The following is a 26,769-nucleotide window of genomic DNA, read 5'->3' as shown; positions in this document are numbered from 1 at the left end:
CACTGTTGACTATTGAATGCATGAGTAAAGGTTTTATCCAGATTTTGGACATTTGTTACCCACCCCTTTGAAGGCCCGCCGAATTAAATTGAAAAGCCACGGGAAGCGATACGACTTAAGGTGCGCCTATCAAGAGCATGGTAACCTAATTTTATTTTTAAAATGCAAAACATCTATTCATTAGATCAACAGAATAATTTATTATCCCGATCTTATCCCAATATAAGGGTGATTGTAATTGATGATAGTGTGCTGGATGTATTATTGCATAAGAAGATCGTGGCGCATCACCTCCCGGGTTCTAAGGTTTTAGGCTTCCATGAGGCCTCTAAGGCATTGGAGTTTATCATGCAAAATCATGATGACAACTATCAAAACTTGATATTATTGGATATACAAATGCCGGTTATGGATGGGTACGAGTTCCTTGCCAGGTTGCATACTTGTGAACCGAAAGTCAAAGATGCCTGCAAAATCGTGATGATCTCTTCAGCGCATTCAGAATATTCCCATATCAAGCATCCGAGCACAGCGCTAATCCAGCATAAATTGCCGAAGCCATTATTACCGGCAAACTTCAAAGATGCGGTAAAGAGCATTTACAGCTTCAGCATTTAGTAACCTGGCTGTCAAATTTTTCAATTTATCTTACCTTGACCCAAAATACCAACAAATAGGTATTTTATATACCCATTTCTCATTATACTTTTGCGGGAGCTATAATGGCTTCATGTTCATAAACTAGCCTCATAGCGGAATAACTAGATTCTTATCATCACATAGATATCTAGCCCCAGAGCAAATTAGCGCCATCCTTCAAAGGGAAGGCGCTTTTTGTTTGTACAATTTTTATCTTGCAGCTAAGATCGAGAATTAATTATGACCATTTTCTTAGTTTGCATACTCCTAGCTATTACATTAATATATGCTGTATCAAGGAACGCTTCTTTTGGCCAAAAGCCAACAGGTGCGCGCTTAAAACGCATTACTTCATCTATAAACTTCAAAAACGGAAGTTTCCAAAACCCGGTACCAACGCAGGTCATGATGCCGGGCAATACGTTCAAGATATTGGCGAAACTTTTCAACAGCGATCCGAAAAGAAAGCCGCCCGGCCCCATTCCAGTGCATAAAAATACCGATTGGGGCATCCAGCCCGGCCTTACTTACATCACCTGGCTGGGGCATTCCTCTTACCTTTTACAAGTTGATGGGTTGAATATCCTCGTTGACCCCGTGTTTTCTACGCGGGTTTCCCCTTTTAACTGGATCGGCTCAAAACGTTTCCCAGCCACAGAAAACTGGGCCCTGGACGATTTTCCCCGGATTGACATCGTCTTAATCAGCCACGATCATTATGATCACCTGGACCACCAATTCATTAAGCAACTTCAATATCAGCATACCCAATTCTATACTTTCCTCGGCGTAGGAGCCCATTTGGAAAGCTGGGGCATTCCAGCGACGCAAATACATGAACTGGATCTATGGGAAAGTGTGGATATAGCACATGGCTTCCGTTTAGACACCTGCCCTTCCCGGCACTTTTCAGGGCGCTCCTTCTCCAGGAATAATACTCTTTGGGGCTCTTTTATCCTTCAAACGCAACACAAAAAACTCTTTATAGGCGGCGATTCCGGTTACAGTCCTATTTTTAAAGAAATGGGTGATAAATACGGTTCCTTCGATATCGCAATTTTAGAATGTGGACAGTACAGTCCATATTGGCCCGATATCCACATGCTGCCGCATGAAACCGTACAAGCATGTAAAGATCTACATGCCAATTTGCTACTACCTGTACATTGGGGAAAATATGCCTTAGGTCTACATACCTGGGATGAACCGGCAGAGCTAGTGTTAGCAGCAGCAGCCGAAAAAGATATACACCTGGTTATGCCGATGCAAGGCCAACGGTTTACCGTTGAAAATCCGCCCTTGGTCCATACCTGGTGGCGCGAGATATAAGCCTAAAATATCCATGAACGAACTTTTTAGGTTTGCAATTGTTTGATTTATAATACTCAACTCGTTTTTACAAGCATTTCTAAAATGCAGGGTTAATCGATTTCCATCCATTAACCCAATTTTTATTCTAAAAATATTATCTTTATATCTAATCTGAATAAACCTGCATTATTATTATCATTTACACCTATGCGTTATTTATTATTATTCCTAACCCGTCCATTTGTATTTAAGGGGAGAAGTACTAGAACCGAGTTTAACCTGGGTATCGTGAGCATCTTTTTAATCTATACATTAGAATTGCTGATCCTGTTTAACTTTCCTATTCCCCATGCAATGAATATCATATATATCAGTAGCTTCTATTACATGGTAACATTGTTATCAGCAGCTGTAAGAAGATCTCATGATGTAGGACAAACCGGATGGATGGTATTAATTCCTTACTACGGGTTTTACTTGATGTTCGCGGAAAGCAAACCCGGTACCAACAAATGGGGGCCTAATCCATTCAACGAAGAAGCTGTCCCTCTAGATTTTGACCTTTGGAATACTCCAAAAACTTGATATGCTCACTATATAAATTAGAATTAACACCGGATCCCTATGAAATACTTCTTTGAAATGTTTCAAAGATTTGCGCAATTTACCGGCAGATCAACAAGGAAACAATTCTGGATCGCCAATTTTTATTATACGGTGATCCTAATTTTACTTTTAGCTATCAGCCATATCATCGGTGATACAAGTTTAAGCCTATGTTATCTATTTTCAATCATTGGCTTAATACCTACTACCGCGCTGGCCGTTAGGAGAATGCACGATGCAGGGTATAGCGGCTGGTATGTACTGACGTTTTTCGTCTTGATCGGGCTTATATTTGCCGCGATGCCTAGTAAAACGGAGACAAACAGCTGGGGCCCCATGCCCGGAGAAAGTATCCACTTCGACTTTGAAAAAAGTAACTTCGCGTGATTTTGTGCTAATATCAATAAGCGAATACTCCCGTTATCAATCCAGGCATGAATCAATAACGGGAGCGTTCCATATGAATTAATTTATCCTATTCCCTTAATATCTTGGCTGGATTCATCCACGCGGCTCTTAAAGTATGATATCCCACGGTGATGCTCGCAATAACAACGATGAAAAATATTGAATAGAAATAAGTAGCAGCATTGATATCAACATGGTATTCAAAACCTGCCAGCCAATTACTCATCATATACCAGGCAATTGGCGCTGCAACGAGGAAAGCAATCAATATTAAACGGCTAAATTCCTTTCCGAAAATCCAAATTACCTGGGGAATACTGCTTCCCAATACTTTACGAATCCCGATTTCCTTTCTCTTCTGTGAAACCATGAATGCAACCAATCCGTACAGACCTAGACACCCGATGAAGATGGCTATGATCGTGAAAATACGGACCAGGTTTAACATCATCTGTTCCGATTCGTAAAACTGGGCAATTTGCGCATCCAAAAAATCGTACTTATACATTTGCTCGGGATACAATTTTATCCATGCTTCTTCAATAGCTGCCATAGTAGGTACCATGCTTTTGGCTTCCAATTTAATTGCTACCCGGCGGTAATTCCCGGAATACGTTGTTAATACCAATGGTTGTATCTCGGAATGGAAGCTCCGGTCATGAAAGTCTTTCAATACACCGACGATCGTGGCCGGGTATTCAAAATCTGCCACATTTAACAGGTGACCGATAGCATCCGCCGGTGAAGACAGTTGCAGCTTCTTTACTACTTGTTCATTAACGAGAACTTCCCTTACCGTATCGCTGGCAAACAAGTTCCTACCCGCTAATAATTCTAGCCCGAAAGTCTTTAAATATTGTTCATCCCCTGCTTTGAAATCAACGCTGAAGGGTTCTTCCTCTGCTTTTTTATCAAACCTGATCGATGTGTTCCAAGCCGTTTGCGAGGCAGGTGCCGTGTAACACAAACTGTAACTCTTCACACCCGGCATCTGGCTTAATTGTTGTTTGAAAGTTGTAACGCGGTCGTTTTGCGCACCAGCACCCATAGGCACTATTACAATGGCATCCTTATGAAAACCAAGGTCGCCATTCCGGCTATAGTTCATTTGCCTCGTTACGATGATCATACCGATGATGAGAACAATGGATATACTATATTGAACGATAATTAATAAACGCCGCAAACTAAAACTCCCGGCCTGCGCGAATAGCCTACCCTTCAAAGCCCTAACAGGATTGAACCCGGATAATATCAAGGCAGGGTAACTACCTGCAATAAACGTGATCAAAATTCCCATTACAGGAATAAACACCCATAATTGCCAATAATTCAATGCAGCGTACGGTATATCGATATCTAACCATCTATTTACAGAAGGTAAAACGGCATATGCTACCAGGATAGATAAAAAAATCGCGATAAATGTTATTAAAGCCGTTTCCATGATAAACTGCCAAAACAGTTGCGATCTGAAGCTTCCTAAAGCCTTCCGTATGCCAACTTCCTTAGAACGACTAACGGCTTGTGCCGTAGCCAGGTTAATAAAGTTTACACAAGCTGCAATTACGAGGAAAAGTGCCACGAAAGAAATGATCCAAATATTTTTCATATCCATCGTACCGCCGTACCTGGTATCGGAATGAACCGTTGAAAGCGGTTGCAATTTGTAATAGTGTTGGTTATGGGAATCCTTCCTATATTTCCTAGCGTAAGCAGTCAACAAATCCTCAACCCTCTTAGTATCAACACCTGGTTTCAATAACATGTAAGCTTGTAATGCGCTCGAAATACCTCCCCATGCATCATCTTGATTGAACCACTCATTATACTTATCCAGGGTCGCATAAGAAAAATATATATCGCAATTAAAATCTGAATTCTTCGGAAGATCCTTCAATACGCCGGTAACTTTACAATCAATAGAATTATCCAGGTTGATAATTTTCCCTAAAGGGTCGGCTGACCCGAAATATTTCCGCGCCAAACGCTGCGTAATGATAACGGTATTGGGCTGCGATAGCGCCGTCCCGGGGTTTCCCATGAGCATGGGGAAGTTGAATATCTTGAAAAAGCCTTCTTCTACGAACGCTATACCATTTGATTCCACGAACTTCTTCTTAGCATCCCCTTCCGTTACATTGACCAATACATCGTTAAAAGTTGCGATCCTGCTACAATAATCGGCCAAGTCGTAATCTGTTCTAAAACTTTTTGCCAAGGCAGGCGGTACACTGTATACGCGGGAAATATCATCTCGATGTTGCTCGGTAACTAACCTATAGATCCGGTCCTTATCATGATGAAAATCGTCGAAGCTCAAGTTAAATTTTACGATAGCAAATATTAATATACCACATGTTAGCCCCAGGGCCAAGCCCGCAATATTCAATACGCCGTAAAGCTTGTTATTAACAAGATTCCGATAGGCAATGAGGAAATAGTTCCGGAACATAGAATAGTATTTGAATTTAAGCGAAATATATTTCAAATATCATCCGCCCCAATTGCAATGCCAATTTAACCAGGCTTATTTACCAGTGATTATTAAATTAACATAATAAATAATATGTTCAATATTGTACACTTGTAAGTCGTTTATGAACATGATAATTATGCTGGGAAATTTCCCTTTATTTAAAATTTATGATTCGAAAGCAGGCAAGTTAATTGATGTGCTAATTAAATTTTTGACACCCAATAAATTTAAACCAATTCTTTTACAGCTTCTAGGTAATTCTTTTTCAAAGATTTTTCAATTCGACCAGCATAAAATTCAACTTGGTTACCGATTGAGAACAACAAATTAATCTCATCAGCCATCACATTGTTCCCATCAAAATATTGAAAGGTTCCCCGCAAGAATTTTTCGAACTCCCCGGCAAAACCCGCTGAATAAAAATATGCAGTCCAATTATTTTTTTCAAAATCTAATAGGATTGATTTCAATTTATTCTCTTTCACCTTTAGCTCGTTAAATAAAATTTTGAGCCGGATCAAGGTATGTTCTTCACCATAAATAGTATTGATCGTATTGAACAAGCTATCTAATACCTCCTTTAACTGCTCTAAATGAGCTTCCAACCTTATAATTTCCTGGTAACGTACAACCAACTCCGCCTCCATATCTTCGGAACGCACCCTGGCTAGCTGGAGATGTAATGCATATCCTTTAAGATCTAATTCTTCTAACCACTTGGTATCCTCTTGCACTGCCACTTCCAGTACCTTGATAATTTTCTCGACATCCTTCGAACGGTAACGAACCCCATCGAAAGTAAAATGCTTTACTTTGACCTGCTCGCCTTGGATCATCTTTAATAAATACAATTCTCTTTCATTTTGAAAATGCCGCCTGATTCTTGCAATTACTTTTTCGTTATAAATATCTTCAAATCGCTGTTCACCCTGCGGCAATTCTCCCGGTTCAATCTTAACAAAGCTCCTGCCTTCATAATAATCCCTGAAAATCCCGGGGAATCGAATTGCTCCCATAAAGGTCTTTACCTCGTCCATTAAAATCCCCGTATCCCTCCATTCCTGTACCTTCAGATTGGGAAACGATACCTCGACCAGATGCCGGGTAGCCCTTTCCTGCATACTTTCTTTATCATCAAACAAAGACCAGGCGCTACGGGTGTCTATCACATTTTCAATATTCGCAACTTTAAACCGCTTGATCCTTTCTTCGGTTGGCGGATGGCTTGCCCATTGATCCTGTACGACTAACCTGGGCGGGGTTATATAATCAAAATGCCTTTCTTCAACATATAATAAACCCTCTTTTACCGGGATATCATTCCATTCACTATGTAATAAATTAGCTTGATACTGGGCGTCAAACATGTTCCGGGGGGCTGCCTCCTGTTTAATCCATTCATTTAACTTGGACATGCTAATGTCGTATCCAAATTGCAAAGTTTCAATCTTCATCATACTGGAGGTTGCCGCCTCGGTACCGACAACCGAAAGCGCAACAGCATCTGCATGAAATTCCATTTCACGGGAAAGTTTATAATAAGGTTTGTTGATCAACGAGAACATTCCTTTAAGAATAGCCTGTATGCCGCGGGCTATCGTTGCTGCCAGCATTGTAATTATTGAGAAGATTGCATGTACACTCCCCGCTTTAGACAGGATATTATTGTAGCCGTCATTTTCATACAGGATGTTATAAATAATCCGGTTGACAGAATAAGTATAACTTCCCAACTTCATACTTTTTTGCGAGAAATGCCCGAATTCGTGGGCAATGACCATTTTAAATTCCGATAAGTTCAGGATATTCACTAGGCCCAGCCCGATTTCAAGATTCTTGCGTACTGGCAAAAACATGCTCCAGAAGTTGGAATTATAAAATACCGCGGCGTTGATATCGGGTACTACGTATATTTTCTTCGGCATGGGAACATTAGTATCCTTAGCCAATTGCCGAACAAACTCGAATAATTTTGGATGTTCAACTTCGAATATCCGTATACGTTGCGGATTATGTGTATTAGCTTTCGCAAAAATAAATTTCAATAAGAAATAACAGACCAGTAAACCGAAAAAGATGATGGCGGCGCCTAATAAGATCGCCATTATGCCCCTGGCAAAGGTCATCACCTTAATTCCCAGGTAGATGCAACCAATAGCTAATGCGACGGATAATGCGACCATTAACAAGTAGACCAATACAAATAATACGATCGCCAAGATCACTTTCATTACCTGCATTTTGAAGGCCTTGCCGGGAATCGTTAAATTAGGATCTACATCGACGGGGTTAGACGGATAAAAATTTGTTGACATAAATGATAGTTAGGTACAGTTTTAATGGAAATAAAGATAAGCAAAACGGGAAAATTTCACCTACGGGTTCCGTGGAAAGTTGCGGGGCATCCATGGTCAAATCGATGTAAATATATTTTAAAACCATTGTTGTCCGGCAAAAATGCTTTAAAGGTACTTGAATTCCTTACCTGGTCAAGGAAATAAGCGAAGGATGATACATTCAAATCCGGTGTCCCCCCGCCAAGAGAACCGTGGAACTTCGCACCGTTGATAGCGAAGGGTAGCTGGGCCATACAGTAGTAGAAAGGCCGGATCGAGCGATCAAATAGGTGGCCGTGATGGCCAATTTGTGCCCTTTTTTGGGTAAACAAAAAAGTACAAGAAAGGAGCAGATGAACATTGAATCGAACTATTGAGGGATCAAATTGCTCCCCGGTTAAAATTTAATCGGACAACAATGTTTTAAAATAGGTGTGCATATTTTATTAACTTGATCATAAACTTCTTTGTATGAAAAGTCCTTCCATATTAACCTTCACTATAAGCCTTATTTTAACGGTTTTCTTGGCATGTGCAGAAAATGCCAGCCAACCGATATCCATCCGGGATGCGGAACCATTAATACCCGCATCATCTATATTAAAGAACTGGAAAACCTTCGCCTATTATCAATCGGATTACATGCCTTTAAAAGGAAAGTTCCATGCTTACGATTCGAATTATAACGAGATCAGCAAAGATCAATGCTTACGGCTGTACAGTACCGGCGCGTACTTGCCCTTAAGGTTAAATCTGCGAAACGACAGCATCTATTATAAAATGATACGAATGGACGATTCTGTTCCTGGTAACCTGCGTTATCAAATAGGTTTATTGGGGCAGCGCTATTATCAAAATTTTAAGCGGGAAGGAACACGTTTCCCCCGTTTTAATTTCGAGGATATGGAAGGAACCGTTTATAACAATGAAAACATGAAAGGTAAAACCCTCGTTGTCAAATGCTGGTTCATCCACTGCCAGGCATGTATTGCAGAATTTCCGGAATTAAACAAGATGGTAAATAAATACAAGGGCAGGGACGACATCATTTTTCTAAGCATGGCTTTTGACAGCAAAGCACAGTTGCGAAATTTTTTACAAAAGCGCGGATTCTCCTATAAAGTACTACCGGTACCGGAAACTTATATAAGCGATACGCTGGGGGTTTCCATTTATCCTACGCATTTTATCGTGGATGGAAAGGGGATCATCAGGATGGTGAGTAGCAACGCACATGAGATTGAAGTTGCTTTGGAAGAGGGCTTGAACGATGAACTAAGCCACCAATGAACAGGATTTAATTTGTTTACCAGGCTTGGATCCTGATGATACGTATAAAGCAAAAAGCCCTGGATACTCGCGTATCCAAGGCTTTAAAGCTTGTGGAGAATACCGGATTCGAACCGGTGGCCTCTTGCATGCCATGCAAGCGCTCTAGCCAACTGAGCTAATCCCCCATCCTTTCAACAGGTGTGCAAATTTAAGCGCATTTTTCAAATTATGAAAAAATTGATTCGCTTTTTTTATTTTTTTTCGCTGCTTTCCCGCTTCCTTTTAAACTGAAAGGCCATTTCCTTGTTATAGTCTATTATAAAAACAACCTATATGAAAATTTTTGCTTTCATTTTCTGCTGCTCCTATTTCCTCGCCATAGCCTGCAATCAAACATCTAAAAAACCTTCCGAAGCAGACTCTACCATGGTCAAGGACTCCACTAGCGCAGTTCCTGCCGATGCCAACCTGATAGATGATTATATCCAAACGGCTGATGATCTCGGAGAATCACGTTTCGCCTACCTAACAGCTAATAATTACCGGCTGGGCAACAAGGAATATAATGCCGTGGTGATGATTACCCGCTCCTTAAAGCCCATGCGTATCTTCCTTTCGGTGGAGAAAAAGAGCGATAATAATCTAAAAAAGGGGAATACTTACGCGGATCGATGGTTTTATATTGATACCGTTTCCAACAAAGTCTTGTTTTTAAGGGAAGTATTAACGAGCGACACTTCCAAGGATGTAATAGAAAACCGTTTCTATTACGACTCCAATGAACATCTTTTAAAGAATGTCAGTTTCTTGTCTACCGAAAAACCGCGTTCAATTGATAACGAAATTTCTTATCAACCATTATCCACTGCAACGGATTATAGCAAAAATATCGACCAGGTTAATAACCTTGCTCATGACATCGTGGACAAAATGAATGCGGACAGGCCGGGCTTGAGTCCTGCTGCTAATGAAGCCCGCAGGCATGGCGCAACCATCTGGGCAACGGGGAATGAGCCGGGTTGGAACTTAACGGTCTACCCCCATTACAAGATCGTATTTGTTAACAACTATGGCAAAGACACTTTAGAATTTCCATATACGAAGGAAATCCGGACGGAAAATGGCGGTGAAGCCACTTCTAAAAATGGGCAACATGAAATCCATATACAAGTTATCAACCAAGTTTGTAATGACGATGCGGATGGGAAAAATCCGTTCAGCGTAAACATCACACTTGACAATAAGAAGTATTTCGGCTGCGGCAAGCTATTGAACTAAAAGTCATGATACACCTATAAACAAGCAGGGCCGGGAAAATTTCCCGGCCCTGCTTGTCTTAATTACTTCTTATTATTTAGCGGAAGTTTGATGAAAGGCTTCCTTGGCTTTTTCTAAATAAGCGATAAACTCCTCGATATTTTCCCTGGGGTCATAACCATAACCGGTATTCACGAGCGCTTTGCCTTCGTGGTCAACGGGGATATAGTAAGGCTGGGAATTACGGTTAAAATGCGTCGCCTGGAAGTCCAGGTTCTTATTTCCGACCGTCTTCACTTTCCTTCCATCCAAGGTAGAAACATATTGTTGTTCATCCGGCAATTCTGTCTTTTCATCTGTATACAAACTAACCACGATGAAGTCATTCCTCATGATTTTCATTACACGGGGATCAGCTAGCACGGACTTCTCGAATTTACGGCAGTTAGTGCAACTATGCCCGGTAAAGTCGATCATCAAAGGTTTATTGCTGGCCTTTGATGCTTCCATTGCCTCATCGTAATCAAAATAAAGATCTTCCACACCCGGGATTTCAGAGTGGAGGATATCCGTGTATTTCATCGGCTTTTTCACTGCTCCATTCGCTCCTGCGGCACTTACGCCGTTGCTGGATAAATCGTCCAGTTTAGATTCGATTGAAATGATCTTTCGGTGTAAGTTAAAGTCTTGGGAGCCTTCGTGCGGCAAGAATCCACTAATTCCTTTCAATGGAGCGCCCCACATACCCGGGATCATATAAATCACGAACGAGAATACGGCCAACGCGATGAATAAACGCGTAATACCTACTTTCTCCAAGGGAGAATCATGCGGCAAGCGGATTTTCCCCAACAGGTAGAAGCCCATGATCGCGAAGATCGCAATCCAGATCGCCAAGAACACTTCACGATCCAGGAGGTTCCAGTGGTAGGCCATATCTACGTTAGATAAGAACTTCAACGCTAAGGCTATTTCCAGTAAGCCCAGTACAACCTTTACAGAGTTCATCCAACCACCCGGTTTGGCTTTTGCCAACAAGCTCGGGAACATGGCAAACAAAGAGAACGGGATGGCCAAGGCCAAGGAGAAGGCAAACATACCTACCAAGGGGCCTGTATTACCGCCTTTGGCGGCTAATACCAACAAGTTACCGATAATAGGTCCCGTACAAGAGAATGACACGATGGTCAAGGTCAATGCCATGAAAAATATACCACCGAAGGTACCTAAACCGGCTTTGGTATCGGCCTTATTAGCCCAGGAGCTTGGTAATTGAATATCGAATGCACCGAGGAAGGAAATACCGAATACTACGAAGATTACGAAGAACAACATGTTCGCGTAAATATTACTCGATAATTCATTTAACGCGTTCGCGCCGAATGTTTTTGTAATGATAAATCCTAATACGGTATAAATGATAATAATTGACAGGGAATAAGTCAAGGCATTGCGAATACCCGCGCTCCTAGTAGTGCTTCTCTTGGTAAAGAAGCTCACCGTAACGGGAATTACGGAGAATACGCAGGGGGTCATTACCGCTAACAAACCACCTAGGAAACAGGTGATAAAGATCCAGGCCAAAGATTTGTTGGATGCATCATCTTCTGCAATATCTCCGGCTGCGGAAGCAGTATTACCTGCTTTAGCAACTTCAGCTGTTTTTGCTTTCGCGGAAGTTGTCGCAGCCGTTACTGCCATGTTCGGATCAGCTTCCAGGGAGAATTTGGCATCTTTTGTTGCCACGTCCTCACCTTTTTGAGCCATTGAACTTAAGGTTCCCGTAATCGTAGTAGCGGCATCGCTATTTACTTTTACAGTTTGAACAAATTCGTAGCTTTTCTCAAAATATTTTAATTCCGTTTCGTAATAGGTGTCTTTTTGCTTGATCGCTTCGCCTAGTTCGATGACAGCGCCTTCTTTCGCGGCATTATCACCATCTAAAACGATGCCTGTTACGATGGGAATGGTTTCACTTTCCGTTACACTATAAATGCGGTAACCGTTTTCAATGCTTGCTTTGGCATGGATTTCAAAGGTCTTGTCGGCAACTTTAGTGATAGAGAATTCCCAGTTGAGGGGAGATTTATCTTGGCCATTTGCTACGGCAAACGATGAAAATATCGCTAGCAGCAAAAGTTTTAAGTGTTTCATATTGTATAGTCGTAGACATTAATGTAGAGCTAAGACAAAAAGAGACGAACCCCGCTAATTTCCAGGGTTCGTCTCTTTTTATATTTTTATAGCTTATTCAATATTATTTACCAATGTTAACAGAAAATGGCACTTCGGTTGGTGGCAAACATTGTTGATCGTCACAAACCTGGTATTCCAAGGTTCCTTTCACTGCGAATGGTTTGCTGGATTTAGTTTTCACTACCTGTACGAAGTCCACCTTGTTGGCAAAATATTTAACGTCTACGCCAAAGTTCTCATCATGGTATTTTTCTAATTTACCCACTTCTTTCACGTTACCTTCGAAGGAAGCGAATGGATTTTTAGCGAATTTGATGACCGTTGCATTCGGACCACCGTCAGGTGTTGTCATTGAATACAGGTGCCAAGAATTTTCGATTGTCGCAGTAAGATGAATTTCGTAAGTATTTGCAGCAATCTTTTTAGCTGAGTAATTCCATTTTACAGGATCCTGTAACTGTGCACTTGCCAAAAACGGCATCGCTAACATGATGAGCGCAACTAATAACTTTTTCATACTGAATTTTTTTAAACGGTTGGTTGATTGATTGAATTGGTTTTAATTATTGTTTATCAGGCTTTGGAATATCAACTGCCCATCGGTATTTCCCAGCATAAAACTGGTGGCACGCTCAGGGTGCGGCATCATTCCAAAAACATTTCTTTCTTTATTACAGATACCCGCGATATTTTCTAAGGCTCCGTTCGGGTTAGCATCTTCAATAATGTTGCCAAACTCGTCGCAATAACGGAAGATCACCTGGTTATTAGCGAAAAGTTCATCGATGGTAGCTTTATCTGCATAATACCTTCCTTCTCCATGAGCTACCGGGATCATCAACGGGCGACCGGTTACATCCTTGGAAATAGACGCCGTTGGATTTTCGCTTTTGATGAACACATTTTTACAAACGAATTGTTGGTTTTGGTTTTGTAACAGTACTCCTGGCAATAAGCCCGCTTCGCACAGAATTTGGAAACCATTACAAACACCGATCACCTTACCTCCTTTGTTAGCAAATTCGATGACACTTTGCATCATCGGGCTAAACTTAGCAATCGCACCGCAACGGAGATAATCGCCATAAGAAAAACCTCCTGGCAACAGGATACAATCATCCGTGGTAAACATGCTCAAATCCTTGTCTTTATGCCAAAGATGAATCACTTCCTGGTTCAGATCATTTCTTAAAGCATCAATCATGTCCTGGTCGCAATTGGAGCCCGGGAATGTAACTACACCGAATTTCATATATTATTGATAATTAATCTATGTGAATTATTGAAGGAACAAATTTACAGATGCTTCGGCAATTTTCCATCACCGTTCATCCTGTTTTAACAAATCGTAGACATGGATACGCCGAAATGTGCTTGCAGACTGCCTTTTATTAGCTTTGAGAGAAATACTGCATAACAATCACATATAACAACAGTAAGATATGTATTGCATTGGCAAAGGTGTTATTCTGAATCGACCAAAACACATTCCCGGCAAACATACTGATCGGCAATACGGCCAATATCCAGTAATTCGCGGAAAAAGTTGCCGTGAAGAAAGGTATTAACATGGCTATAAATGCATAAAAAGCCCAAACATTCCAGATTTTCCTAGTTTGAATCAACATCTTGTTAAAACTTCTTTGGATAATGATCCAACCGGTAATGAAGAACAACACATTTGCTATCAAAGCGCCCCATACCTTGTAATCATGAATCATCGGAATGTTGATCCCTATCCGCGTAAGCTGCCCCGTTAATGCCCATTGGTCTGTTAAGAACAGGTAAGTGCCTAAAATATACAGGGGACAAGCCAAGCCCAATAGCGCCAAGATCCACTCTGCTAATCGGAATGAACGCATTGCCACGAGCCCCATGAACAATAACAGCACAAATATTACCGAAGGGAAGTAAATCAAGCTGCAAACACCTACCGCGAAACCTAAATTGAAAGCCACGTCCCTCGCTGAAGAACGGTTGTACAGGTTGGGTACATTCGAAAATACCCACAACATGACCAGGTTGATCAAAATTGCCGGGGAAAACTGGTTCCACCCCTGGTACATCGAGCTAAACAGGATATAACACATCCCGGGCAAATAGGTAGACCTGGAAAACAGGCGGTGTTGGTTGATCAGCTTGGTAAACAGCAATGCTTGCAAAAACAATAATACAACTGTCAAGAATGTATAAAAAAGGGCATTCTTATATGCAAAACTATCTATCCAACCTACCACCAGGTTGTACAGCAAGCCTTCCCCTCCGTCCTTTAAATAAGTTACAGGATGCAGGAAGTAATAAAATTTTACAAAGATGGTGTATATCAACAATAGCAATACCGTCAAAGGATTGCCTGAGCGGAAAAATCGTATCACGTTGCAAAGGTGCGGTTAAAAGTCAATTTTAGCAAAGCAAATATAATTCCTATACACCACGGGAATTACCACCGTACGCGCACCGATCTGTTTGCCATACCGGGGCATCCAGGTAAAACCCTTATCCTGGTTACGTAATAACGGTAACCTGTTCAGCTTTCCATCCGGGGAAATGCTGTTATCGGTCACGATGAAATTCCTGCGCTGGATATCATTAAACAGGAACCTCAACTCGCTACCCACGTTAACGATCATAAAGGATAAATATAAATCTGCATTATCGTCAAACTGCGATTTACGGATAATATTACTCCAAACAGGTTTCCCTTCCCCATCGATCGAAAGGATGGCAATATTGTCGTAATGGTACCTGTTTCCCTGGCTATCATTCCAATAATAAGGGTTGTAATACATGGAATTATACGGGGAATAGTAATACGGATAAAAACCTCCGTAACCGCCGTACATATAATCCCAACGATTCCAAGGTTGGTACCTGTTGGTAGTATAATAGGATTCTGCCGTTACGAGGAAGCCTCCATCTTGTGTATTGATAATTTTACGGATAAAGAAATCATTAAAAGCCGTTTTTGTAGATGCATCACCCTTGGCATTGGCTTTCAGATCATCGGAGAACACCATGAAACGCTCATATTGCTGGGTCAGCTTGGAATAATCGATTTTCGTGATATATAAACCTTCTACGTTCCCCCTCTTCTGCTTATAAAAGAATCCTAATATGGTTGCCTGGCGGGTCGCATTATTTAATTTTATACGGATATCGTCTAGTAAGCGGTTGTGGAATTCGAGCGGCACCAGACTGAATGTATCTACTGCCGGACGTTTCAAATAAAGAGCCCCCTGCGTGATATAATCCTTATTCGAGCTGCGTTCTAACTTGGTAAATACAAGATCCCCGTCGTTACTTAGGTTGAAATTATTCAGGAAATGCCGTTTCGATTCCATCTGGAGCGATATACGGCTGTTATTGATTAACCAGAAATCACTATTGTACAAAAACGTATAGAAGATATTATTCCTCTCATCGTCCTGGTTGATCTTGTAAATCAAGATCTTACTTTTGTCTTCCGAAACTTCTACGGAATAAACATTATTATACTTGGTTGAATACCCGATCCGCGTTGAATCGATCATCACCGGTTTATTTTCAAAGGCCCCGTTTCCGTTAAATGTAGCATAATAACTATACACGACATCTTTGAATTGGAACTGGTAGACCATATAAGCCTTATCGTGGTAAGCAATAAAATCTACGGAAACCAGCTTTTTGGGCAACTCCAGGGGAACGCGATCAACCAACCGCATATCATTGTCATAAACAGACATGTAATATTCACCTTTATTAGCTTTATACACCAATAAATTTCCCCCGACCTTCCCTATAATTTCAAATTCGGTGGTTTTATAATCATCCCTTTCAGGATCTGTATAGGTAACTTTTTGTGCAAAGGCATTCGATGCCATCAGGAATAATAGCAGCCACAACTGTACCTGGAATAATCTGCGCATTAGTTTTAAGTTTTACTTTATCCTGTTCTCCGTTTATCCTGGGTTCCTTTTCCAAACCTACAGGAAAATTTACGGATTGCAAAGCATATTTATACAAAGTTCTTCTCACATTTAAAGGTTTAACCCTAGCAAATTATTGTGTACATTTAGAAGAATTTTTAAGAAAAAAGGATTTAATTATTAATACTATGGCAAGGGTGCTAATTACCGGGGGAACAGGCCTGGTGGGCAGGGCATTAACCAAATTATTTTCTGGCAGGGGATACCAAGTCATTATCCTAAGCAGGCAGGCTATGCATTCCGATGACCCGCAGGTTAGTTACGCCACTTGGGACATTTCCCGGCAGTATATCGATGCCGATGCCATTGAATCCGCCGATTATATCGTTCACCTTGCCGGCGCCGGCGTAGCGGATAAACGTTGGACTTCCGCCAGGAAGCAGGAAATCAGGGATAGCCGGGTTTTAAGTAGCCAATTACTAGAAAAATATTTATTACAACAACCTCATAAGGTTAAGAAATTTATCAGCGCTTCAGCTACCGGTTTTTACGGTGAGGATAATGGTAAAGAGCCATTTACGGAGAACATGCAAGCCCATGATGATTTCCTCGGAAATACCTGTTCCCAATGGGAAGAAAGCGTGCATGCTATCCGGCGAAACACCGGTATACCTACCGTGATCTTCAGAACCGGAATTGTATTGAGCCGCGAGGGAGGCGCCATCCGCGAGTTTTATAAGCCTTTAAAATTGGGATTTGCCACGATTTTGGGTAACGGGGAACAAATGGTGAGCTGGATTCACATACAGGACTTAGTACGGCTATATTTTAACGCGATCGTGAACGATGCACTCGAAGGTACCTTTAATGCTGTAGCGCCCCAGCCCGTTTCAAATCGTGAATTAATCAGCGCGATGGCGAAAGCAGCGAAAGGCAGGAGCTTCATTACAGTGCACGCCCCCAAATTTATGCTGAAACTTGCTTTGGGAGAAATGTCAATAGAAGTGCTTAAAAGTTGCACCGTTTCTTCTAAAAAAATTCAATCTACAGGTTTCCAATTTTCCTACCCTGCAATAGAGGATGCAATGGCGCAGCTATTTCTGAAGAGAGGCGCCCAAGATTAAGGAGTTGCCCCTTTCTGCCTAGGGGATGATCCCATTTCAATTATACGGGTATTGGGCTTGAAAACTCGATCCAACAACATTGCTTACCTAAGCCATAGTAAATGAAGCAGCGTTATGATGATATCCACCGGAAATAGCCCTTTTAATTCAAACCTAGTACGTGCCGCATACCCTTAGCCTTCAATAAGCATTCTTCCCATTCCTTTGCCGGGTTGCTATAAAAGGTGATGGCGGACCCTGTTTGGAACGAGAGATATTTATTTTGCCGGTTGTATAAAATACTGCGTATTACCACGTTAAAATCAAAATTCCCTTCCGGATCACAATAACCAACCGCACCGGAGAACACTCCCCTGCGCGACTTTTCATGTTGCTCTATCAATTGCATTACCCTAAGTTTGGGCGCCCCGGTCATTGAACCCATCGGAAAACTCTGCCTGATACTTTCCGTCCAGTGCCATTTTGACGACAGGGTAGCTTCCACTGTTGAAATCATATGGTGGACCTGGGGAAACGCATATAACCCGAACAATTCCGAAGCATGCACACTACCCTCTACCGCTACCCGCGATAGATCGTTACGCACGAGATCCACTACCATGACATTCTCCGAACGTTCTTTGCTGCTGTTAAACAATTGAGCCCGGTTATCTTCATCTTCCTTGGGGGTCGCCCCCCTTTTTATAGTTCCTTTTATCGGTTGGGATATTAGTTTATCTCCATTCTTCTGGATATACCTTTCGGGGCTGGAGCACATCAGGCTATGTTGATTTACCTTGTAAAATGCAGCCATCGGGCTTGGCGAGATACTGTTCAACCTTATAAAGACGGAAAGTGGTTCCAACACAACATTGTCACGATAATTTTCACGGCAAAAATTCACCTCGTAGCAATCACCCATATGAATATGACGCTGCAAAGATTTCACGGCGTCCAAGTAAGCATTTTCATCCAGCGGCGATTGTAAATTATTTATTTTGGGTAAGCTTACGATCGGCTGTACTTTTTCTTCACGGATGCTGGAAAATATTTTACGGGCAGATACTTCATCGGCGTTCGACAAACCGATGAAAATAGCATTATCCTTCAGCAAGCATACAATTTCGGGTATAAAGAAATGCAGGTCATCGAAGTCAATTCCATCAGGGTGATTGGAATCCAAATGTTCCAGTTCATTTTTAAGATCGTAGGCAAAATGACCGAAGATCCAATCCTTATGGGTTTCATGAAAGGCTTTCAAGCTATCGAAAGCAGTTCCCGCCCTGCAAGAAATGCTATGGTTGGCGCCCACAGCCAATAAGGCTTCATACCTATGAAAAGGTAAAGCGTACTGATTGTTATCCAAAAAACAACAAATGTTGAACCGGTTGGCCCAGTTCAACATTTGCAATTTGAGTTCAGTAAGATTAGTTACGGGAAAAGAATAGAACGTCCTAATAACTATACCTATTAATAATTAAAAATCATCATCATCATCATCAAACCTGTCGTTAAACAGACCTAAATCTTTGAAATCATCATCAAAGCCAAAGTCATCGTCGTCATCACTTTTCTTTTTAGAACTGCTGCCGCGTTTGCTTTTAGATTTAGGCATATCGAATTCTTCGAAGTCTGGATCATAGTCTTCATCCTCTTTACTTCCTTTTTCCCAGTCATCCAGTTCGTCCATATCATCTTCATCTAATTCATCATCCTCTTCGTCGTCATCGTTCTTACGGGATTTGGAAGCCTTGCTATCTGATTTTTTTGAAGCAGCAGACTTTCCTTTGGGAGTTACCTCCTCATCATCCTCTTCTTCATCCTCATCTACTTCTTTTTTAGGTTTACTATCGGCTTTTTTAGTGCTGGATTTAGTAGTCTTTGCAGAAGTAGTTTTTTGGGTCTCTTTTTCTTTATCAGATTTTGATTTCATAATGGTGTCACTTAATTTTCTAGCGTAAAGTTTTAATACTTTTTTTTATTCGCCAAATTTTTTTTGCCTAATTTTTTCCGTAAATTCTCACTACTTTTTTTCAAGTATTTGATCCCTTCCCGGACCATTAGAAACAAACTGAACCGGCGCCTCTAAATATTGTTCGACAAAAGATAAGAAATTTTTCATTTCGTTAGGTAGCTGACTGTATGAATCACATGCAGCTGTTTTTTCAGTCCAACCAGGGAAGCTTTCATAAACCGGCTCAACTTTAGCTTGGCAGATGTTGAAAGGCAATTCTTCCGTAGTTTTTCCTTCAATTTCATACGCTTTACAAGCCTTCACTTCATCGAATGAATCGAGCACATCACTTTTGGTCATAACCAATTGAGTTACACCGCTCAACATACAAGTGTATTTGAGTGCCACCAAGTCGATCCAACCGCAACGGCGGGGTCTCCCGGTAGTTGCGCCAAATTCGTGACCTACTTGCCGCAATTCTTCCCCGGTTTCGTCGAATAGTTCGGTTGGGAAAGGGCCACTACCTACACGGGTGCAGTAAGCTTTCGTTACACCGATCACTTCTTTAATCAATTGCGGGGCAATGCCTAAACCGGTACATACGCCGGCAGAGATTGTATTTGAAGAAGTTACGAAAGGATAAGTACCGAAGTCAACATCCAGCATGCTACCTTGTGCGCCTTCGGCCAGCACTTTTTTACCTTCTTTAATTAGTTTATTGATAAAATATTCCCCGTTCACGATGTTCATGCTGCGCAAGAACTCTACGGCCTCGAAAAACTCTTGTTCCCACCCGGTGATGTCTTCATCGAAACCATAATTGGATAATAATTGCTCGTGTTTGGTCTTTAATTTCTGGTAGATATTGGGGAAATCGGCTGATAATAAATCACCTACACGGATACCATTTCTACCGGTTTTATCCATGTAAGCGGGACCAATACCTTTCAGGGTAGAACCGATCTTCTCCTGTCCTTTAGCCAATTCGGAGGCTTTATCCAGGGCACGGTGTGTTGGGACGATCACATGCGTTTTTTCCGCAATAAACAAATTGGATTTCAGGTCGATACCCAGTGCCGTGATTTTCTCACATTCCTTTTTAAAAGTTACCGGGTCGAGCACTACACCATTACCTACTAGGTTAATGGTATTAGCATGAAACACACCAGAAGGGATGGTATGCAGTACTACTTTTTGGCCATTTACATACAAAGTATGTCCCGCATTGGGCCCGCCTTGGAAACGGGCAATAACGTCGTACTTACCGGCAAAATAATCTACTATTTTGCCTTTTCCTTCGTCACCCCATTGTAGCCCTAACAATACATCTACCATGATATTTTGAGATTTTTTATGAATTCCTGGAAAAGAAGCGCAAAAATAAGGTGAATCAAGAATTATTGCACAAAAAAAACCGGGATTGTTTCTATTAATCCCGATTTTTTCAAGAATTTCCACTTTATCCGTGATAATATTAGATTAATCCTCCAAGCGACTTACCGATTGTATCCCGTCCAAACTGTTCAATTTTATCACCAATTCGTCCAGCTCCTCCTTATCATGAACGTATACTTTTATATGTCCCTCGAATAAACCTTCCTTGGATTCAATAGTGAGGGCCGCGATATTCACTTTCTGTTCCCCTGAAATAATGTTCGTGATCTTATGGATAACACCTACATCATCCATACCGATGATCCGCAAACCTGTCAAGAACGAGATTTCACGGTTTTTCACCCACTTGGTTTTTACCACCCTATGGCCATAATTTGCCAATAATTGGGCCGCATTGGGGCAGTTTGTCCGGTGAATTTTAAGACCTTCACTAGCCGTAATAAAACCAAATACGTCATCGCCGGGGATCGGGCGGCAGCAATTAGCCAATTTATAAGCGATCTTATCGGAACTTTCCCCGAAGATGATCAGTTCGGCGTCTTTTTTCTGTAATTCCTTATGGCGGTGTTCTTCGTGAACTACCGGGGCCGGGATATCATGATTTTTTACAGGTTTCGGGGCGTCCAGTTTATCCGCGATCACGTTAAACTGCTTCAAATCTTTCAGGTCAATGTTTTTGACCGCGATTTGATAATACAGGTCCAACGGTGAAGGTTGCTTATAATATTGAACTAACTCGTTGATATTATGGTTGCTCATGGAGACCTTCAAATGGTCTAACTTCCTTTCAAGGGCAGCTTTTCCATCCATGGCTACTTTGCGCTTTTCTTCCTTCAGCGCGTCTTTAATCTTTGATTTGGCCTTGGCCGTCAGTACAATATTCAGCCAATCTTCGGAGGGTCTTTGCTTACTGGAAGTGATGATCTCCACCTGGTCCCCGCTTCTTAATTTATGGCTAAGCGGCACTAATTTGTAATTCACCTTGGCGCCAATGCAACGGTTACCTACGGCGCTATGGATCGAATATGCGAAATCAAGAGCGGTAGAGTTCACCGGCAATATTTTCAGATCCCCTTTAGGGGTGTACACATAAATCTCCTCGGTAAAGAGATTACTTTTAAAATCGGCCAAAAAGTCCAGCGTGTTTGAATCCGGGTTGCTCAAGATCTCCCTGATCTGGGTAAACCATTGATCAAATTTCGATTCCTGTACGCTTTGGTTACCTTCTTTATATCTCCAGTGGGCAGCTAAACCCTTCTCTGCATAGTCGTTCATACGCTTGGAGCGTATCTGAACCTCCACCCATTTACCATTGGGGCCCATCACGGTGACGTGCAGGGCTTCATAGCCATTGGACTTAGGGTTACTGAGCCAATCACGGGTTCTTTCGGGCGAAGGGTGGTAGAAATCGGTAATAATGGAATATACTTTCCAACATTCCGCCTTCTCTTTTTCAGGTGTCGAATCCATAATAATACGGATCGCGAAGAGGTCGTAAACTTCTTCAAAAAGAACTCCCTTAGTTTTGATCTTATTCCAGATGGAATGGATCGACTTCGGGCGACCATATATTTCGAAATGAAAACCTTCCTCTTGTAAAACTTCTTTGATAGGCTTGATAAACTCGTTGATATAGCGGGTCCGTTCGCGCTTGGTTTCCTTTAAGCGGCGGGCAATCTCGCGGTAAGTATCCTGTTCGGTGTACTTCATGGCGAGGTCTTCGAGTTCGCTTTTAATATTATATAACCCCAGGCGGTGCGCCAATGGGGCGTAAATGAATACGGTTTCTGAAGCGATCTTCAATTGCTTCTCCCGGCTCATGCTGTCGAGCGTCCGCATGTTATGCAGGCGATCTGCCAACTTGATCAGGATTACCCTCGGATCATCGGCCAGGGTAAGTAAGATTTTCTTGAAATTCTCGGCTTGCGCGGTGGTATTACCGGTATTATTGGCGTCGATGACATTAGATATTTTGGTGAGGCCGTCCACGATGTGGGCAATCTCGTTGCCAAATTCCCTTTCCACATCTTCGAGGGTGATCTCCGTGTCTTCCACGGTATCGTGCAACAAGGCGCAGATGGCGGAACGCACACCTAAACCGATTTCTTCGACGCAAATCTGTGCCACGGCCAAGGGATGGAGAATGTACGGTTCGCCGGATTTACGACGCATATCCTTGTGGGCATCGGCGGCCATTTCGAAGGCAGTACGCACCAGTTCCCTGTCGCCCTTCTTCAACCTGGGCTTTAAAGCCCTTAATAATGCCCTGTATTGCCTGACGATCTCCTTTTTTTCTTGTTCCTCGTCGAGATTATATTTTTGAACAGTCACGGTATCCATATCTTGCTTCAAAATTACGATTTATTGAGATGATTTTTCCTGGGGGATCGTAGACGAAGCTGATCACTCACGGCATCTTTCCAAATATAATTATTATAGCGCATATTATGCGTCATACATATCAGGATAAATTTTAAAGAATTTGGGGAAATATTTTGTGATTTGATAAAAAACGATACCTTTGCATTCCTTTCTGATAATTGAGGGGATTTTTTAGTTCTTATTCGCGGGTGTGGTGAAATTGGTAGACACGCTAGACTTAGGATCTAGTGCTTCACGGCATGGGGGTTCGAGTCCCTCCACCCGCACTAATGTTCACGGATTTTTTGGGATTTACAGATTTCACGGATTCGTTTCCGTTATGTGAACGGCTTCACTTATTGACTACAATTTTTTTTATTCTTTTATTATCTCTCCTTGATTTTATTGGTATCGAATTTTACAGGTAAAATTCAATACCAATTTTTGTGTTTAACTATTGTAGCATATTTCAGCTAATAGCAAGCACTTATAATAAATCATTTTATTCGCTACCTACATACGGAGTTATATAGATACGTATTTAAAGCGTATTCATCAATGTTCACTTACTTACAATGAGTAAATGATTGGCTAATGATCAGGATTGGCTCTTGATGATTTCATAAATTAAAGATACCTGGCTTATGGATTTCACGGATTTGTGGAATCCCAATCCGTGAAATCTGTAAATCCCAAAAAATCCGTGAACTTAGAGGACCAGCCGTTTAAACTTCAAACTATTCTCTCCAAAATTCACCAGTAATCCAACCTCTAATTTGAATACTTTCAAATAATTCAGCGTTTGTGCAATATGCCCATCATCTATTTCCGCAACAGCTTTAATTTCTACAAGTACTTTTTCTTCAACAATAAAGTCTGCCACTTGCGAACCTATAGGCCCAGCTAAATCCTTATAATAAATACTACATAATTTTTCCTTGTCGAAGATTAATCCCGCAGCCTGAAATTCATAGGTCAAAGCCCGATGATAAATAACCTCACGAAATCCGCGTCCTAAAACTTTGTGCACTTCAAAAGAGGCACCGATAATCTTTTGGGTAACATCTTTATACTTTAACTCTAAACCCGTGTAATCAATATCAAGGTTAACAAACATTAACAAACAAAAATTCAAAAGAACCATCCGTGTAAACTGTAAATTCTAAAACAATCCTTGATCAAACAGTTCAATTTCATCCAATGCCGATGATGCATTTTCATTTTTCCGGTATACTAATTTAAAACTTCCGGGCTTTGATTCGATGTGTACCTTCGTTCCATTACGTAATATGTAATCTTTATCAACTTCTTTCTTCTCTCCAAATATCACATCAGGACTAAAGAAGCTATCGGCATAAAACCTTACACGATCCATCTTATCCCTATCAAAGGAGGCTTCATACTTATAACTTGAACTGGTCTTAGTAACTTTAACATTTAGATTACTATGATTAAACGAGCAAGAATAAATTATGAGCAACAACGATATTGTAATAATATAAACGGGTATTTTTTCGGTACAATTGCAATGTTTCATAAAACCAGGATTAGAATGGCGGAATATTTAATTTCTTTATATTATTTTATACCTGTTTTCATTTTATACTTATTTGCATTGGTAGCTCAACCCTATTCCCCGGGTAAATTTTTCACCCAGAAAGCATAACCTATAAACCCAACCGATAAACATAGAATCATTATTGCCGCAGAATAAATGCCCATGCTATTAAAAACTCCAACCAACAACAAACCCAAACCAATTGACACTAAAATAATTCCTATTTTAACTGCATTTTGATATTTCCCTTTTCTTGAAAAAAGACTTTCAATAATTTCTACCGGGGCATCCCTTTGAACCAAATCCCTTTTTAACCTGGCATCTAATACCAACTTGATAACCGTAATCAAAAACACAGCTATCAATACCAATATGAAAATAATAGAAGAGGTTCTGAAAATTTCAATAAAGCTGCCTTTATCTTTAAATGGATGAAATTCAGCCGGGATCGCATTTTCCTGTGCAAATGCAGACACGGATGCAAGGAGGATCAGCATTGTCGCTAATAATTTCTTCATATACTAAGTTCGATTAGATGAATATTTTATTGTTTTCTTTATAGTTAGACAAACATGCTTTTATTTGGTTGCAGATTTTTTTACATTTTTTGATGTTTACCGAATGATATTTTTGGCTGATCTATCAATAATGTACACAGGTAAAATACCGCGGCTCCTAAAATTGTGATGATACACATTTGAAAAGAAATGCCCCTCGCAACTGACAAATACTCTTTTATCGAATTGTTAAAATATAATATGGGTATTAATACCATTATTATCATCAACCCGATTATGACAAGATCATTGCGGTGAAGCCTTACTTTCACAGGTTCTCCCGAAGGTAATTGCCGGATGATTTTTTGAAGCAAAGCCCCGGGTATAACGGGCTGTTCCATCCTTTTCAACGAACTATACATGTTTTTATATATAGCGAGTTGTTGTTGACAATATTCACAATTAGATAAATGCTCTTTTTGATCAGCATCCAAGCCTGTTTGCCCATTGGCCCATTCTTGTAACTGCTGATCCGGTATATGCATTTCTTCTATCATAACTCATCTTTTTTAAGTTTTTTGACCAGGAATGATTTCATCGATTTCCTAGCTCTAAAGAGGTGACTTTTAACCGTCCCTTCCGGCATTTCCACGATTCCCGCAATTTCTTGTATCCCCATTTCTTGCTGGTGATGTAGCACGATTAATAGCTGCTGTAACGGTTGCAATTGCTCCAATGAATCATTTATATAAAATTCGATTTCTTTTCCTAACAAGCGTTTTTCAGGATTTTCACTATTGCCCATTCCCTCGAAATAATTCTTCGCCAGCCAACTCGCGCCATCGTCCCCCGCCCCATCGCCGTTGCCATCTTCATAAGTTCCGGCGCCGATCAACAGCAACTTCTTCTTCTTTAAATAATTCAAACAAGTTGTATAGGCAATCCGGCCAATCCAAGTATTTAAACGGGAGCGAAATTCAAATCGCGGTAATTGGCGGTATACCTTTAAATATATATCCTGTGTAAGATCTTCCCGGTCCTCTACTTTGCTAATAAGTCTATAAACAACATGCGCCACCAATCCTGCGGATGCCCGCATGATGATCTCGAAGGCCTGCTGTTCGCCCTGTAACACCCTGGCTACTAATTCATGATCCGGTGGTAAATGTTCCTGGAGCCTGCTCATTATTTGTATTAGACAAGTAAAGTCAATTCCCGTTGCAATGAAATTAAAGTTTCAAAACTGGATTTTTATCGAAACCCTTCGGCGGACATATTTCATGAACCAAAATATATATTATAAATAAACAAGTTACAAATAGCAACAAAATATAATTTCAAAATCGTTATTATTAAATAATAAATAATATTTACATATATAAATTTACAATTCAAATGATTAAATAAAAACATCCGAAGTAAATGCCCATATACAGCTGATATTTTATAAAAAAAGAAAAATAACCATACCTTTGCGGACTAATTAAATTCG

General features: G+C 40.9%; 23 protein-coding genes and 2 tRNA genes. 8 read left to right on the top strand and 17 right to left on the bottom strand.

Annotated elements, in window-relative coordinates:
* Nucleotides 1–162: 162 nt before the first annotated feature.
* The 4 genes from COR50_RS08125 (at nt 163) to COR50_RS08110 (ending at nt 2,943) form a co-directional block, all read left to right on the top strand.
* Entirely contained in the window at nt 163–618 is a 456-nt protein-coding gene (locus tag COR50_RS08125; RefSeq protein ID WP_098193535.1) for a response regulator, read from the top strand.
* A 261-nt stretch (nt 619–879) separates the two neighbouring features.
* The gene (locus tag COR50_RS08120) at nt 880–1,968 is read left to right on the top strand and encodes an MBL fold metallo-hydrolase (protein WP_098193534.1); all 1,089 of its coding nucleotides are present in this window, start codon (nt 880–882) and stop codon (nt 1,966–1,968) included.
* 189 nt (nt 1,969–2,157) lie between these two features.
* Complete coding sequence (locus tag COR50_RS08115) at nt 2,158–2,535, top strand: DUF805 domain-containing protein (protein ID WP_098193533.1); 378 nt, start codon at nt 2,158–2,160, stop codon at nt 2,533–2,535.
* A gap of 39 nt (nt 2,536–2,574) precedes the next feature.
* Nucleotides 2,575–2,943, top strand: coding sequence for a DUF805 domain-containing protein (locus COR50_RS08110; RefSeq protein ID WP_098193532.1), 369 nt, complete (start codon nt 2,575–2,577; stop codon nt 2,941–2,943).
* Nucleotides 2,944–3,031: 88 nt separating this feature from the next.
* Here the strand turns inward: COR50_RS08110 and COR50_RS08105 are convergent, their stop codons facing one another.
* Together COR50_RS08105 and COR50_RS08100 are read right to left on the bottom strand one after the other, a co-directional pair.
* Nucleotides 3,032–5,419, bottom strand: coding sequence for an ABC transporter permease (locus tag COR50_RS08105; protein ID WP_098193531.1), 2,388 nt, complete (start codon nt 5,417–5,419; stop codon nt 3,032–3,034).
* A 251-nt stretch (nt 5,420–5,670) separates the two neighbouring features.
* Nucleotides 5,671–7,758 carry a M48 family metalloprotease gene (locus COR50_RS08100; RefSeq protein WP_098193530.1) on the bottom strand — a complete coding sequence of 696 codons (2,088 nt, stop codon included), beginning with the start codon at nt 7,756–7,758 and terminating at the stop codon, nt 5,671–5,673.
* A 492-nt stretch (nt 7,759–8,250) separates the two neighbouring features.
* On the opposite strand from COR50_RS08100, the gene COR50_RS08095 reads away from it, so the two are divergent.
* Nucleotides 8,251–9,069, top strand: coding sequence for a TlpA family protein disulfide reductase (locus COR50_RS08095; protein WP_098193529.1), 819 nt, complete (start codon nt 8,251–8,253; stop codon nt 9,067–9,069).
* Nucleotides 9,070–9,162: 93 nt separating this feature from the next.
* Here the strand turns inward: COR50_RS08095 and COR50_RS08090 are convergent.
* A tRNA-Ala gene (locus tag COR50_RS08090) sits at nt 9,163–9,236 on the bottom strand.
* A 148-nt stretch (nt 9,237–9,384) separates the two neighbouring features.
* On the opposite strand from COR50_RS08090, the gene COR50_RS08085 reads away from it, so the two are divergent.
* On the top strand, nt 9,385–10,329 hold the full coding sequence (locus COR50_RS08085) for a hypothetical protein (protein ID WP_098193528.1): 945 nt from the start codon (nt 9,385–9,387) through the stop codon (nt 10,327–10,329).
* 72 nt (nt 10,330–10,401) lie between these two features.
* On the opposite strand, the gene COR50_RS08080 is transcribed toward COR50_RS08085, so the two are convergent.
* The 5 genes from COR50_RS08080 to COR50_RS08060 all read right to left on the bottom strand — a co-directional run bounded on the left by COR50_RS08080 (nt 10,402) and on the right by COR50_RS08060 (nt 16,409).
* Nucleotides 10,402–12,462, bottom strand: coding sequence for a protein-disulfide reductase DsbD family protein (locus tag COR50_RS08080; RefSeq protein WP_098193527.1), 2,061 nt, complete (start codon nt 12,460–12,462; stop codon nt 10,402–10,404).
* 103 nt (nt 12,463–12,565) lie between these two features.
* Entirely contained in the window at nt 12,566–13,021 is a 456-nt protein-coding gene (locus COR50_RS08075; RefSeq protein ID WP_098193526.1) for a protein-disulfide reductase DsbD domain-containing protein, read from the bottom strand.
* Nucleotides 13,022–13,063: 42 nt separating this feature from the next.
* Nucleotides 13,064–13,756 (bottom strand): phosphoribosylformylglycinamidine synthase subunit PurQ, encoded by a 693-nt coding sequence (gene purQ, locus COR50_RS08070; protein WP_098193525.1) that lies wholly within the window; start codon nt 13,754–13,756, stop codon nt 13,064–13,066.
* A 139-nt stretch (nt 13,757–13,895) separates the two neighbouring features.
* The gene (locus tag COR50_RS08065; RefSeq protein WP_098193524.1) at nt 13,896–14,879 is read right to left on the bottom strand and encodes a DUF6427 family protein; all 984 of its coding nucleotides are present in this window, start codon (nt 14,877–14,879) and stop codon (nt 13,896–13,898) included.
* 15 nt (nt 14,880–14,894) lie between these two features.
* A complete protein-coding gene (locus tag COR50_RS08060; RefSeq protein ID WP_098193523.1) occupies nt 14,895–16,409 on the bottom strand; it encodes a hypothetical protein in 1,515 nt (504 codons plus the stop codon).
* Nucleotides 16,410–16,597: 188 nt separating this feature from the next.
* Between COR50_RS08060 and COR50_RS08055 the strand changes: the two genes are divergently transcribed.
* Nucleotides 16,598–17,533, top strand: coding sequence for a TIGR01777 family oxidoreductase (locus tag COR50_RS08055; protein ID WP_098193522.1), 936 nt, complete (start codon nt 16,598–16,600; stop codon nt 17,531–17,533).
* A gap of 142 nt (nt 17,534–17,675) precedes the next feature.
* On the opposite strand, the gene COR50_RS08050 is transcribed toward COR50_RS08055, so the two are convergent.
* The 4 genes from COR50_RS08050 to COR50_RS08035 form a co-directional block, all read right to left on the bottom strand.
* Nucleotides 17,676–18,878 carry an anthranilate synthase component I family protein gene (locus COR50_RS08050; RefSeq protein ID WP_232516312.1) on the bottom strand — a complete coding sequence of 401 codons (1,203 nt, stop codon included), beginning with the start codon at nt 18,876–18,878 and terminating at the stop codon, nt 17,676–17,678.
* A 111-nt stretch (nt 18,879–18,989) separates the two neighbouring features.
* Entirely contained in the window at nt 18,990–19,445 is a 456-nt protein-coding gene (locus COR50_RS22275; RefSeq protein WP_157760689.1) for a hypothetical protein, read from the bottom strand.
* 90 nt (nt 19,446–19,535) lie between these two features.
* Nucleotides 19,536–20,801 (bottom strand): adenylosuccinate synthase, encoded by a 1,266-nt coding sequence (locus tag COR50_RS08040; protein WP_098193520.1) that lies wholly within the window; start codon nt 20,799–20,801, stop codon nt 19,536–19,538.
* 144 nt (nt 20,802–20,945) lie between these two features.
* Entirely contained in the window at nt 20,946–23,213 is a 2,268-nt protein-coding gene (locus tag COR50_RS08035; RefSeq protein WP_232516311.1) for a RelA/SpoT family protein, read from the bottom strand.
* Between the two features lie 214 nt (nt 23,214–23,427).
* Here COR50_RS08035 and COR50_RS08030 point away from each other — a divergent pair.
* A tRNA-Leu gene (locus tag COR50_RS08030) sits at nt 23,428–23,509 on the top strand.
* A gap of 422 nt (nt 23,510–23,931) precedes the next feature.
* On the opposite strand, the gene COR50_RS08025 is transcribed toward COR50_RS08030, so the two are convergent.
* The 5 genes from COR50_RS08025 to COR50_RS08005 all read right to left on the bottom strand — a co-directional run bounded on the left by COR50_RS08025 (nt 23,932) and on the right by COR50_RS08005 (nt 26,463).
* Entirely contained in the window at nt 23,932–24,339 is a 408-nt protein-coding gene (locus tag COR50_RS08025; RefSeq protein ID WP_098193519.1) for a GxxExxY protein, read from the bottom strand.
* A gap of 45 nt (nt 24,340–24,384) precedes the next feature.
* Nucleotides 24,385–24,759, bottom strand: coding sequence for a hypothetical protein (locus tag COR50_RS08020; RefSeq protein WP_098193518.1), 375 nt, complete (start codon nt 24,757–24,759; stop codon nt 24,385–24,387).
* A gap of 92 nt (nt 24,760–24,851) precedes the next feature.
* Nucleotides 24,852–25,298, bottom strand: a complete 447-nt coding sequence (locus COR50_RS08015; RefSeq protein ID WP_098193517.1) for a hypothetical protein — start codon at nt 25,296–25,298, stop codon at nt 24,852–24,854.
* 80 nt (nt 25,299–25,378) lie between these two features.
* Nucleotides 25,379–25,834 carry an anti-sigma factor family protein gene (locus COR50_RS08010; RefSeq protein WP_098193516.1) on the bottom strand — a complete coding sequence of 152 codons (456 nt, stop codon included), beginning with the start codon at nt 25,832–25,834 and terminating at the stop codon, nt 25,379–25,381.
* Complete coding sequence (locus COR50_RS08005; protein WP_098193515.1) at nt 25,831–26,463, bottom strand: RNA polymerase sigma factor; 633 nt, start codon at nt 26,461–26,463, stop codon at nt 25,831–25,833. Before COR50_RS08005 ends, COR50_RS08010 begins: the two co-directional genes overlap by 4 nt.
* Nucleotides 26,464–26,769 lie beyond the last annotated feature (306 nt).

Origin of the sequence: Chitinophaga caeni (genome assembly GCF_002557795.1) — a bacterium.
Classification (GTDB): Bacteria; Bacteroidota; Bacteroidia; order Chitinophagales; family Chitinophagaceae; genus Chitinophaga; species Chitinophaga caeni.
The sequence above is the reverse complement of the archived record's forward strand: the minus strand, read 5'-3'. Positions and strand labels throughout refer to the sequence as shown.

Excerpts from the sequence above, each read along its gene's own strand:
- COR50_RS08085 (WP_098193528.1), top strand. The coding sequence starts at position 9,385 with ATGAAAATTTTTGCTTTCATTTTCTGCTGCTCCTATTTCCTCGCCATA.
- COR50_RS08020 (WP_098193518.1), bottom strand. The coding sequence starts at position 24,759 with ATGAAACATTGCAATTGTACCGAAAAAATACCCGTTTATATTATTACA.
- COR50_RS08040 (WP_098193520.1), bottom strand. The coding sequence starts at position 20,801 with ATGGTAGATGTATTGTTAGGGCTACAATGGGGTGACGAAGGAAAAGGC.
- COR50_RS08110 (WP_098193532.1), top strand. The coding sequence starts at position 2,575 with ATGAAATACTTCTTTGAAATGTTTCAAAGATTTGCGCAATTTACCGGC.
- COR50_RS08005 (WP_098193515.1), bottom strand. The coding sequence starts at position 26,463 with ATGAGCAGGCTCCAGGAACATTTACCACCGGATCATGAATTAGTAGCC.
- COR50_RS08120 (WP_098193534.1), top strand. The coding sequence starts at position 880 with ATGACCATTTTCTTAGTTTGCATACTCCTAGCTATTACATTAATATAT.
- COR50_RS08075 (WP_098193526.1), bottom strand. The coding sequence starts at position 13,021 with ATGAAAAAGTTATTAGTTGCGCTCATCATGTTAGCGATGCCGTTTTTG.
- COR50_RS08060 (WP_098193523.1), bottom strand. The coding sequence starts at position 16,409 with ATGCGCAGATTATTCCAGGTACAGTTGTGGCTGCTATTATTCCTGATG.
- purQ (WP_098193525.1), bottom strand. The coding sequence starts at position 13,756 with ATGAAATTCGGTGTAGTTACATTCCCGGGCTCCAATTGCGACCAGGAC.
- COR50_RS08080 (WP_098193527.1), bottom strand. The coding sequence starts at position 12,462 with ATGAAACACTTAAAACTTTTGCTGCTAGCGATATTTTCATCGTTTGCC.
- COR50_RS08025 (WP_098193519.1), bottom strand. The coding sequence starts at position 24,339 with ATGTTTGTTAACCTTGATATTGATTACACGGGTTTAGAGTTAAAGTAT.
- COR50_RS08125 (WP_098193535.1), top strand. The coding sequence starts at position 163 with ATGCAAAACATCTATTCATTAGATCAACAGAATAATTTATTATCCCGA.
- COR50_RS08095 (WP_098193529.1), top strand. The coding sequence starts at position 8,251 with ATGAAAAGTCCTTCCATATTAACCTTCACTATAAGCCTTATTTTAACG.
- COR50_RS08105 (WP_098193531.1), bottom strand. The coding sequence starts at position 5,419 with ATGTTCCGGAACTATTTCCTCATTGCCTATCGGAATCTTGTTAATAAC.
- COR50_RS08015 (WP_098193517.1), bottom strand. The coding sequence starts at position 25,298 with ATGAAGAAATTATTAGCGACAATGCTGATCCTCCTTGCATCCGTGTCT.
- COR50_RS08055 (WP_098193522.1), top strand. The coding sequence starts at position 16,598 with ATGGCAAGGGTGCTAATTACCGGGGGAACAGGCCTGGTGGGCAGGGCA.
- COR50_RS22275 (WP_157760689.1), bottom strand. The coding sequence starts at position 19,445 with ATGAAATCAAAATCTGATAAAGAAAAAGAGACCCAAAAAACTACTTCT.
- COR50_RS08010 (WP_098193516.1), bottom strand. The coding sequence starts at position 25,834 with ATGATAGAAGAAATGCATATACCGGATCAGCAGTTACAAGAATGGGCC.
- COR50_RS08100 (WP_098193530.1), bottom strand. The coding sequence starts at position 7,758 with ATGTCAACAAATTTTTATCCGTCTAACCCCGTCGATGTAGATCCTAAT.
- COR50_RS08115 (WP_098193533.1), top strand. The coding sequence starts at position 2,158 with ATGCGTTATTTATTATTATTCCTAACCCGTCCATTTGTATTTAAGGGG.